The following is a 9,825-nucleotide window of genomic DNA, read 5'->3' as shown; positions in this document are numbered from 1 at the left end:
TATGGACATTGCACAGTAGATGACCTCAATTCATCCCTCTATTATGCAACGCCTCTTTTATAAAATAGATTAATAGCAGATATAAGTGGATTTAGATCCCCGACTTCTTGAAGAAGTCGGGGATCTGCACTTGAATAGTAAGTGCGTATATTTTTAAATTTACTGGCAATGATAAGAATATAAAATATTGTCTACATCTTCGATGGTAAGATTTTGTTTGTCAGCTAAAGTTTTTAGCATATTGGTAATATCTTTAAGCTGGGATAAATTAAAGGAAAGTCCTAATTCATTCGCTCGGTAATTAACCGCCTGTTTTCCAGCCAATTTATGATTAATTAAGATTGAGCGCGTTACACCAAAACTCCTGGGATTAATAGCTTCATAAGTCTCAGAGTTATTAAGCATAGCTTTAGTATGAATGCCAGCTTTATGACTAAAAGCACTCTCACCAAAAACACAATGGTTAAAAGGAATAGAAATTCCAACTTTTCTCGCAACTAATTCATGCAAGTAACCAAGTCGATCTAAGCGATATTTTGATTTAATCTGTTCTGGATTTGTGGCATATAACCTAGCGATGAATCCAGCTAGTGAGGTAATACCATTGCGTTCACCAATACCCAGAACACAAGTGTCAATATGAGTTGCTCCTGCTTCCAATGCTGTATAACTGTTAGCATTTGCACATTCTGTATCATTATGGCCGTGAAACTCAATATCTAAATTAGTGAACTGGCGCAAAGTCTTCACTAATTCAAATACTTGCATTGGCGTAATAATTCCTACTGTATCGGCAATTCCTATGCGTTTGACAACTCCTAATTTTTCAATCTCCGAGTAAATTGTGATTAAATCTTCTATGGAAGTGCGTGACGAATCCTCAGCTGAAAACCGTAACTCAACATCGGGAGATTGTTGATGGATAAAAGTTAAAACTTCAGATGCTAAATCAATAATTTGATTAATATTTTTACCATGACTGAACTGACGCATCAAAGAAGAACTACCAATAGTTAAATTAATCCCGGCTACGCCTGTTGCTAAAGCAACTTTAGCATCTTCTAAGTGACAGCGAATGTGAGTTAATATTTTGGATGGCAAGCCTAACTGAGCCAATCGTTCACAGTCTCGTCTAGACTGAGGTGAAGCAATTGGTGACGTTAACTCTATATATTCCACTCCAAACTCAGCAAGGGCTTCAGCAATCTCGACTTTATCATCTGAAGAAAAATTGGCTTTGACAAATTGTTCGCCTTCACGGAGAGTACTTTCTACAATTGCAAATTCAGATAGCGACATTGAGCAATCCCTATACTAATTCTGACTAAGGATATTCACTTATTAGTTTTTATATTAGCAGATTTGTATAATTGAGAAATAATTGCTTTGGCTGATTCTTGAGGACTGACTATAGTATCAATTATAAGAGAGCGATCGCTCGTATCCATCGCCTCTAAAATCTGTTTCGTCAAAACCGAATCATAGTTCTGACTTTCTTCGACAAATATTTTTAGTTTTTCCCGCAATTCTAGACTTGTGATAACTTGTTTACTGATAAGTTCTAAGATTTGTTGTTCTTCTTTAGGAGTAAAATAAGCAGAAGCTTCTGGTACGCCCAAACTAGCAAAATTACTCAAGACTTCTGGAATAATTTGCATCCGCTCGTCTAACTCTTGATTAGCAATTCGATCGAAAGAATCATGACGTTTTATAAGCCTTTCTAAACGTACAGTATTTGGTGCAGTCAACATTACAAATTTAGCATTTTTTAAAGCTTTCGCTGCATAGCGAATCTCATTTTCACCACGTAAACTATCGAAAACTAACATAGAGTTTACTTGTTGTGGATTAATATGTAGCGAAGCTAAGATGTGACCCATTCCACCAGGAAAGTATTCTCTATAAAGACGAGTATAAGTTAGGCGTTTAATCCGGCAATGGGGTTGTATGAGTTTCTCTTGCATTTTTAACATTGGCGCAATTATTACGCGTTCGGTTAAAACACGACGATTAGGTAAAAGTGTAAAATCCAAGCCTTCTTTAGCCAAAGCTTTTGCAATCGTGCTTTTTCCTACGCCAGTCATACCTACTATGATTAGTAAAGGAAAACTCGTTATTGGCAACCAGTCTTTAGGAACAGGAAATCCTACACCTACACCTAGACTTAAGTGTTCAAAAAATAGATTTTGCCTTGTTGTATTAACTCGATCCTGCACAATATGAACCTCTTTTTAGCTTAGTTATTATAAAGATACAGTTATCATATAACCTCAGTACTTATACATAAAATTAGCTGTTTTAAATTTGATGTATATTATTATCAATAATTACTTTTTTTAAATTTTTTATCTTACTTTTTGGAGCAAATGACCGCCCCACCTATTCGTGTAATGCTCGTCAAGCAGAGATACTACCGTTAAGTAAATGAGGTGATTTCAAAATTATTAAGATATTTTAAAAAAAGCTATTTTTAAAATAAAAACTTGCTAACTTACTAAAGTATAAATAGTCAAAATTAGTGAATTAAAAACATGGAAATTAGCGCTCGTAATTCTCTGAAGGGTACTGTCAAAAAAGTTGTACATGGTTCAGTTAATACTGAGATAACTTTAGAACTAGCGCCAGGAGTAGAGCTAGTATCAATCATCACAAAATCATCAGCGGAAAAGCTATCACTTGCAGAAGGTAAGCAAGCCTATGCTGTGATTAAATCATCAGATGTGATCGTTGCTGTTGATTAAAAAATAGAGTTGGCTTCCTTTGTGAGCCACTCTATATTTTCATATAAAATTGCATTTATTTATACAATTATAGTGCAATAGCGTATTCAAGCGTAATTGCAGCAATCATATTAGATTTTTAAAATTGAAAATCACAGATACTCAACTTATTTAAAAAGCCAGGTATTTGATGTTTCAGAAATGATTAAATAAGACTATACATAAAGGTTAATTAATGGAATTATCAATAATGCGAACATAAATCGCTTGGACACTTTCTAAATTTAGGACAAAATCTATGTTATCAATATTGAGGATAAAAGAGAAAAATTTTGTCACAACCTGATATGAGTTCTTATTACTATTCCCATTAATACAAATTTTTTAAAGATTATTCCATTTTGATTTTTATAAAAAGTTACGATTTCTAGCTCTTGCATTATAAATAATTCTAATAAATAGCCAATAACACTAAAGCGGGTAGATATTTAATTATAAATTAGGAATTTTGAAAGGAGGAAGGAAGTATATTTTCATCCTTCATCCTTCATTTGTTATTTGGTTGCAAAAGGCAGCAACCAAAGTAATAATTTAGACCAGATATGCTTCTTGATGTGTTTTAATTGTGCAATTAGAACGAGGATAAGTTACACAAAGTAGAGCGTATCCTTTAGAAACCTGATCGTCATCTAAAAAGTTTTGATCGTCTTGATTAACTTCACCTTCGACAACTTTACCAACACAGCTAGAGCAAGAGCCTGCATGACATGAAAAGGGCAACTCAATACCATTTTCTTCTGCTGCTTCTAAGATGGTAGTTTCTTCGTCAACTTCAATTGTGGTGTCGATGTCTTCTTTTTTGTTGATTAATCTAACTTGGTAGGAAGCCATTTTCAGATTCTCCTCAAACGTTATACAGTTGGTCTAATTTCCGAATTTTTTGAGCAACCTATCCTACTTTTTGCTTCCCTTCTTCTGACAGAGATGCTAAGTTTAGTTAGCTTTTTTATAGAGATAAGGGATGCAATGCGAACTAGAAGCTATCTCAAGGGCATTGAAACTCTGCGGAGTGCGTTTATGGGAAATCTCTACAATTGACTTAGCACTAACGAAATGATGTTAGCTGCAAGGTACACCAGTAGGCGTACAGTCGCCTGTTTTAAAAGACTTTCCACAACCGCAGGTATCAGTTGCATTAGGGTTGATGAATTTAAAACCGCTTTCCATCACTCCCTCAACAAAGTCAACGATAACTCCGTCTAATAAGGGCGCACTTTTGGCATCAACGTAAACCAGTACTTTGCCTTGCTGACTTACTAAATCATCTGGTTGAGGCTTGCTGGTGATATCGATCGCATATTCATAGCCACTGCAACCACCATCTTTTACCGAGATGCGGACACCTTTAGTTGCGCCATCAGCGTCGGGTGCGGAACCTTTAAGGAATGCCCGCAGATGAAATTCTGCTTTTTCTGATAAAATAACGGCCATCAGTTCTCCTGATTTGTAGCGATTAGTTGTTCTGATTTCAGGTGGGGTTGTCATTTGTCAGTTGTCCTTTGTCCTTTGTCATTTGTCAGTTGTCCTTTGTTATTCACCAATGACTAATGACCAATGACTAATGACTAATGACTATTGACTGTGGGTTCCATCGAATTGGATTGCGCGTGTCTCCAAGGCGCACTATTGCCGCATACTGGACAAGAGCGATCGCGGTGAGAACGGCGTTTAGCAAATTCCATCCGATTTAAGTCGATTGTCAGCAATTGCGACAATAGAGGCTGACTAAACCCGGTGATCAGCTTGATAGCTTCCAACGCCGTTAAACAAGCTAGGGTTCCAGAAACAGCACCTAGAACTGAAAAGCCACGCTGATCCCAATCAGGCTTTTCTGGAAACAGACAAGATAAACAAGGAGTCACACCAGGAATAATCGTCGTCAGGTAAGCCTCCATCCCATTCATTGCGGCTTCCACCATTGGTTTACGCGATCGCACGCAGGCTTCATTTAACAAATTGCGCTCTGTAAAGTTGTGGGCGCAATCAAGAGCCATATCAGCAGATTGCACTAACGAATCTACATTTTCCGGGGTGATGTAATCATGAACAGCTTCCACTTGGACATCAGGATTGATCGCATCCAGAGTTTCTTTAGCTTTGAATACCCTTGGCTTACCTACCGAATCATCAGTCATAAGAACCTGACGATTCATATCATCTAGCCGTAAGTCACCACCCCGGACTAGGATTAGCCGCCCAACGCCCGCTACTGCTAAGTAAAGCGCCGCCGTACCGCCTAATCCCCCCACACCTGTAACCAAAACCGTCGCTGACTTCAGGCGCTTCTGTGCTGTTTCGCCAAAATTCGGAAGCATCATTTGGCGACGATAGCGTTCTAATTCGGTAGGCGTTAGGTTAACCAATTTATACCTCCTAATCAGAAGTGATTTCTGTCAGTGTGACTACATTTTTCGGCTTATCGTTAAACACTTTGAACAGCTTTTGTTCGTGAGGTGTTGATTCGACAAATACCTGATAAGCTTTTTGCAAAGCCAAAGAATATTGATTTAGTCTCTCTTCTTGATTCAAGTCAGGAGAATTATCATCAATTTCCTGTATATATTGAGAAAACTTTTTCAGAATATGTAGACGATTTACATTCACAACTTCTAAGTCGTAGGACATATTAAAGAATTGAAAAAATTCTTCTGCATCTACGAGTTTCTTGAATTCATCAATAGTTCCAGTCATTTCGCATTCTCCAATTGTTTCAGATGTTGCTTAAGTTCATCTAACTGACGATAGATTTCATAAGTTGCGGCAGCAACATCCATAAGTTGGTTGTAATCTGTTGGCAGACCTTCAGCTAAATCATGCAGATCCATTTTCATTTGACCTGCTTTACTGTTGAGCCGTCTGATTTGTCCTTGTAGTTCCTCAATGCTCGTTTCTTCTGCTTGCACAATCAGCCACTCCTTTTCTAAAAATTAGGAGTTATAAGTTATGAGTTATGAGTTATAAATTAGTAACTGTAAATCCTGAATTATCAGTTAATAGTTAATTCAACTCCTCACTCCTAACTCCTCACTCCTAACTCTTTAAATTTTGCCAACTTCAGGAAAACGTTTCGCCAAATCAAGACCTTTTTTGACGTAGTTTTCTCCCTCTTCTGCTAATTTCTCTACTGAGTCAAAGCCAAAGCGATGAGCATCTCGCAAGGTTTTCACAGCTAACAAGAGACGACCAGAAAAAACTAGCGCCCAGCCAAATCCTTCATGGCTCAAATCAACTACAACCTGAGATATCAAACCTGTTTCTTGTTCAATTCCAGCCGCTACAGCCCGAAAAAATGCCATAATTCGTGCTTGCGTGATCGGATCGACTTCGCCCTCAACGGAGATTTCCCGTTTCTTTTGTTTGGTAACAATAAAGGGTTTGAGAATCAACTCATCCGACCAAGTACGATAAACTCCATAACTATCTTGACCACGGATTTGTTTAATTAATACCTTCAGGAAAGGTGAGTTCAAGACTTCTGTTGTAGCAGTTCCGTTAACACTATTATTTGTGGTCATACTGTTGCTTCGTCTTCAATTTCATCAGCAAAGTTTGTGGTTTTTGGCTGTAAAGCTTTACGCAACCAAGGTGGAGGATTACCTTTGAGGGTTTTCACTAGCTTATTTAGCACTTCGCTAATTTCTTCTTCTTCCGATCGCGCCTTCACTGGGGTGACACCTTTCTTGATTAACCGAGCGGCGGCGCTACCACCAATTGCTGTTACGTAAATAATCGTACAGTCGCCTATTGACTCAAGTTTTGGGGTGATTTTGTCTTCATTACCATCTTCTTTGAGTTCGCCTTCAAAGGTGAGGGTTTCTACGAAGTGATATCCCTCATCGGTAATTTCGTAAACATCAATCATTTTTGCCCATCCGAAGTGAGCATTAATATGAACTCGGTCACTCGTCGTGAAGGCTATTTTCATTGTAATTCTCCTCTCTAAAGTTTTGAATTTTGAAGCAATACGGTTCAGTTAGTAATATTTAGCTTTGGAAGATCCCCCTTAAAAAGCTATGGTGTATACACAAGTTTGAAATAGCTGATTATTGATTAACCAAGGTTTTACCCCACCCTAACCCTCCTCTTATAAAGGGGAGGGAACTAGATTTGATTTATTGTTTCCCCCCTTTATAAGGGGGAATTAAGGGGGGTAATTCGACTTGTGTATACATGCCTTAACGAGGGTTAGGGAGGATCAACTCTTAACTGAACTGTTTTGAATTTCAAGTGTGAATTCAAAACTCTGCGCTCACAGTTCCGAACTCTTGGAACTGTTTAACTCTCGCTTCTTCTGCCTCTAAAAACAGGTTGCCGATGCCAAATAAAAGCTCCATCGTGCCTCGATAGCCAACTTTGGTAAATTGACCATTACCTAAACGGTCATAAATGGGCAGTCCTAGACGATAAAGAGGAATCGAGAGGCGTTTTGCGATCGCACCCACATTCGAGTTACCAATCAGCAAATCAGAACCGCCTGCTAAACTCTCGAAGTCTTCTAAGTCGCCGATGGTGATACTTTTAACCGGGAGTTTTTCTAAGAGGTGCGATCGCGTGGTTGTCACCACTGCATGAATTTGCGCTCCCATCGATTGCAGGAAATGCACGGTTGACCACAACAAATCTGGTTCTAACGCTAAGGAAACTCGTTTTGCACCGAAGTAAAAGTGGGTGTCCAGCATCGCATCTTGCAACTGACGACGTTGGCGGCGGTATTTTTCCGGTACGCTGTTACCGCTCAGAATCGCCAATGCTTGGATAAACTCATCTACTGGTTCTAATCCCGTCAGTTCGCCAAATACCTCATAAGGTGTGCCAAAGCGTTCTTCTAGAATCTTTGCAGCACCCCGCATACTTTCACCTAATGCCAGGGTAAAAGCAGAACTACCTACTTCTCGTAGCTGTTTTAACGTAGTCCCACTGACTGTAACTGCACTATAAGCATCCTCTAAATGTCCATCTAGAGAAGCGCCAAGGTCAGGTACAAAGATCGGCACGAGTCCAAAGGACGTGATTATCTCTTTGATTTCCTGTACATCCCCAGGTGTGAAGGCAGAACCCGCCAAAACTGTGACTTGTTCAGTTCTGAGTCCACCCGCGCGAGGAATTTCCTTAACTATGCTTTCTACAGCAACAGCAAAGCCATCTTGTAACGCACCTTTAAAATCTGGGGTAGGTGCAAAAACGATCGCTAAATCATTCAATTCTGGATGGCGATCGCGGATTTCCTTAAGAAACCCTTCAATATCATCGCCTCTAGTTTCCGTTAACCCAGTACTACATAAACCAATAATTTCTGGATTAGCTTTTTCTACCAGAGTCAAAATTGCTTGCTCTACATTCTCTTCGCCACCCAAGATTGTAGTGACTTCCGTCATCGCTGTGGTAGCTAGGGGAATCGCTTCCCGGAAATGCCGCACTAGGACAACTTTGGCGAAAGCAGTACAACCTTGAGAACCGTGGAATAAGGGCATCGTCCCTTTCAATCCCAAAAAGGCTAAGGTTGCGCCCAAAGCTTGACTTTGCTTGAGGGGATTAACTGTCAGTGCTTTGTTAGAAGCGGTAACGATCGCCATTAAACTTCTTCCTCTTCTTCCCAAGGAGCGGGTTTGCGTATTTGTTCCCAAATCGGGCTATACAAAGCTTCGTACAGTTCCCGCGCCATCTCAATCATTCCCACATAACCTGCATAAGGATGGTGACGTTCTTGGTTGATATCAAGGAAAGGAATTCGAGCTTTCAAAGCTGTGTATTGGTTACGTCCACCAGCAATCAGCATATCTGCGCGAGTGTCTTTAACCAGTTGTAGCAATTCTTGAGCGTTGCCTTTCTCCAGCATGATGCCATCGTTGCCAATCAACTTCTTGATTTTGGCTTTATCTTCTTCAGTACTTTTTCGAGTACTGGTAGCAACAACTTCAATTCCTAAGTCTCTAGCAGCCGAAATAATCGACCAACTCTTAACACCACCAGTATATAAAACAACTCGCTTACCTTTGAGTCGAGCGCGATAAGGAGCTAATGCCAAATCTAAAGCAGCCGTTTCTTCTGCAATTAGCTTTTCTGTCCGCTCCTGTAAATCAGCGTCGCCTAATTTCGCAGCGATATTTCGCAGACAGCGATTCATATCATCGATGCCGTAGAAAGACTCTTCAATGTAAGGGATGTTGTAACGCTCCTCCATCTTTCTCGCCATATTGAGCAGCGCTCGCGAGCAGATCATGACGTTGAGCTTGGCGCGGTGGGCGTAGCGAATTTCATTGTAGCGAGCATCGCCCGTAATTTTAGACAAAATACGGATGCCTAATTTTTCCAGCAGTGGTGTTACTCCCCACATTTCACCGGCGATGTTGTATTCACCGATTAAGTTAATATCATAGGGCGTTGTATGTTCCGGTTCTGCTGTTCCGACAACATATTCTAATAAAGCTTCACCGCCAAAACGGTTGCCCAGATTTTTACTGCCAATGAATCCTGGGGCAATCACAGGAACAACAGGAATACCAATTTTCTCAGCCGCAGCTTTGCAGACAGCATCCATATCATCGCCAATTAATGCTGTAACACAAGTCGCATAGACAAATACTGCTGCTGGTTGGTAGCGCTCGTGAAGTTCCAGAATCGCTTTGTAAAGCTTCTTTTCGCCGCCGAAGATGACATCATTTTCACCCAAGTCAGTGGTAAAGCCCATTTTGTAGAGTTGAGGGCCAGACGACAGACTACCACGACTGCCCCAGGAATTACCAGCACAGGCGATCGGCCCGTGGACTAAATGAGCAGCATCTGCGATCGGCACTAGAGCAATCATTGCACCATCAAAGGCACAGCCCCCTTGAGCCGCGCCAGGTTGTGCCTGTTGAGCGCATGACTTATTTTTCTTTTCTGCTTGTTTGTGCTGATTATGCTCGCATCCTGTCTCAGTCAGCAGCTCGTTGATTTTGCCTTGGGTGCTTTTCATCTCTCTTCTCTTAATTGTTAATTGTCCTTTGTCATTTGTCATTTGAATTGACTATTGTACAGACGCGATTAATCGCGTCTCTAGCAATGA

Annotated in this window: 12 protein-coding genes; 1 reads left to right on the top strand and 11 read right to left on the bottom strand. The window is 40.2% G+C overall.

The genetic code is table 11. The annotated features are described in order from the left end of the window. Positions 1 to 159: 159 nt before the first annotated feature. Positions 160 to 1,299: a homocitrate synthase gene (gene lysS / locus RMZ42_RS28585; protein ID WP_322674582.1), complete on the bottom strand. Its 1,140-nt coding sequence runs from the start codon at positions 1,297 to 1,299 to the stop codon at positions 160 to 162. 35 nt (positions 1,300 to 1,334) lie between these two features. Continuing rightward, positions 1,335 to 2,216 (bottom strand): AAA family ATPase, encoded by an 882-nt coding sequence (locus RMZ42_RS28580; RefSeq protein ID WP_322674581.1) that lies wholly within the window; start codon positions 2,214 to 2,216, stop codon positions 1,335 to 1,337. A gap of 315 nt (positions 2,217 to 2,531) precedes the next feature. Between RMZ42_RS28580 and RMZ42_RS28575 the strand changes: the two genes are divergently transcribed. Beyond that, positions 2,532 to 2,741 (top strand): molybdopterin-binding protein, encoded by a 210-nt coding sequence (locus RMZ42_RS28575; protein ID WP_322667910.1) that lies wholly within the window; start codon positions 2,532 to 2,534, stop codon positions 2,739 to 2,741. 570 nt (positions 2,742 to 3,311) lie between these two features. Here RMZ42_RS28575 and RMZ42_RS28570 read toward each other — a convergent pair. The 9 genes from RMZ42_RS28570 to nifE form a co-directional block, all read right to left on the bottom strand. Next, on the bottom strand, positions 3,312 to 3,611 hold the full coding sequence (locus RMZ42_RS28570; protein ID WP_069069799.1) for a 2Fe-2S iron-sulfur cluster-binding protein: 300 nt from the start codon (positions 3,609 to 3,611) through the stop codon (positions 3,312 to 3,314). A gap of 228 nt (positions 3,612 to 3,839) precedes the next feature. Then, positions 3,840 to 4,211 carry a HesB/IscA family protein gene (locus RMZ42_RS28565; protein ID WP_229455309.1) on the bottom strand — a complete coding sequence of 124 codons (372 nt, stop codon included), beginning with the start codon at positions 4,209 to 4,211 and terminating at the stop codon, positions 3,840 to 3,842. 134 nt (positions 4,212 to 4,345) lie between these two features. Then, complete coding sequence (locus tag RMZ42_RS28560; RefSeq protein ID WP_322674580.1) at positions 4,346 to 5,143, bottom strand: HesA/MoeB/ThiF family protein; 798 nt, start codon at positions 5,141 to 5,143, stop codon at positions 4,346 to 4,348. A gap of 10 nt (positions 5,144 to 5,153) precedes the next feature. Next, complete coding sequence (nifW, locus tag RMZ42_RS28555; RefSeq protein WP_322674579.1) at positions 5,154 to 5,471, bottom strand: nitrogenase-stabilizing/protective protein NifW; 318 nt, start codon at positions 5,469 to 5,471, stop codon at positions 5,154 to 5,156. Further along, the gene (locus tag RMZ42_RS28550; RefSeq protein WP_322667906.1) at positions 5,468 to 5,683 is read right to left on the bottom strand and encodes a CCE_0567 family metalloprotein; all 216 of its coding nucleotides are present in this window, start codon (positions 5,681 to 5,683) and stop codon (positions 5,468 to 5,470) included. The genes nifW and RMZ42_RS28550 overlap by 4 nt, the downstream gene beginning before the upstream one ends. Positions 5,684 to 5,818: 135 nt before the next feature. Beyond that, the gene (locus tag RMZ42_RS28545) at positions 5,819 to 6,295 is read right to left on the bottom strand and encodes a NifX-associated nitrogen fixation protein (RefSeq protein ID WP_322674578.1); all 477 of its coding nucleotides are present in this window, start codon (positions 6,293 to 6,295) and stop codon (positions 5,819 to 5,821) included. Beyond that, positions 6,292 to 6,705: a nitrogen fixation protein NifX gene (gene nifX, locus RMZ42_RS28540; RefSeq protein WP_069069804.1), complete on the bottom strand. Its 414-nt coding sequence runs from the start codon at positions 6,703 to 6,705 to the stop codon at positions 6,292 to 6,294. The genes RMZ42_RS28545 and nifX overlap by 4 nt, the downstream gene beginning before the upstream one ends. 310 nt (positions 6,706 to 7,015) lie before the next feature. After that, positions 7,016 to 8,353: a nitrogenase iron-molybdenum cofactor biosynthesis protein NifN gene (nifN, locus tag RMZ42_RS28535; protein ID WP_322674577.1), complete on the bottom strand. Its 1,338-nt coding sequence runs from the start codon at positions 8,351 to 8,353 to the stop codon at positions 7,016 to 7,018. Continuing rightward, positions 8,353 to 9,735 (bottom strand): nitrogenase iron-molybdenum cofactor biosynthesis protein NifE, encoded by a 1,383-nt coding sequence (gene nifE, locus RMZ42_RS28530; protein WP_194043637.1) that lies wholly within the window; start codon positions 9,733 to 9,735, stop codon positions 8,353 to 8,355. Before nifE ends, nifN begins: the two co-directional genes overlap by 1 nt. Between the last annotated feature and the right edge of the window lie 90 nt (positions 9,736 to 9,825).

It is taken from the genome of Nostoc sp. DedQUE05, from assembly GCF_034530955.1.
In the GTDB taxonomy this organism is placed as follows: domain Bacteria; phylum Cyanobacteriota; class Cyanobacteriia; order Cyanobacteriales; family Nostocaceae; genus Nostoc.
Note: the sequence above shows the minus strand (reverse complement) of the source record. Positions and strands in the feature narration are given on the sequence as shown.

What these genes read in the sequence shown, in the direction of transcription:
- nifN (WP_322674577.1), bottom strand. Translation starts at nt 8,353, where the DNA reads ATGGCGATCGTTACCGCTTCTAACAAAGCACTGACAGTTAATCCCCTC.
- RMZ42_RS28545 (WP_322674578.1), bottom strand. Translation starts at nt 6,295, where the DNA reads ATGACCACAAATAATAGTGTTAACGGAACTGCTACAACAGAAGTCTTG.
- RMZ42_RS28570 (WP_069069799.1), bottom strand. Translation starts at nt 3,611, where the DNA reads ATGGCTTCCTACCAAGTTAGATTAATCAACAAAAAAGAAGACATCGAC.
- RMZ42_RS28565 (WP_229455309.1), bottom strand. Translation starts at nt 4,211, where the DNA reads ATGGCCGTTATTTTATCAGAAAAAGCAGAATTTCATCTGCGGGCATTC.
- RMZ42_RS28575 (WP_322667910.1), top strand. Translation starts at nt 2,532, where the DNA reads ATGGAAATTAGCGCTCGTAATTCTCTGAAGGGTACTGTCAAAAAAGTT.
- nifE (WP_194043637.1), bottom strand. Translation starts at nt 9,735, where the DNA reads ATGAAAAGCACCCAAGGCAAAATCAACGAGCTGCTGACTGAGACAGGA.
- nifX (WP_069069804.1), bottom strand. Translation starts at nt 6,705, where the DNA reads ATGAAAATAGCCTTCACGACGAGTGACCGAGTTCATATTAATGCTCAC.
- nifW (WP_322674579.1), bottom strand. Translation starts at nt 5,471, where the DNA reads ATGACTGGAACTATTGATGAATTCAAGAAACTCGTAGATGCAGAAGAA.
- lysS (WP_322674582.1), bottom strand. Translation starts at nt 1,299, where the DNA reads ATGTCGCTATCTGAATTTGCAATTGTAGAAAGTACTCTCCGTGAAGGC.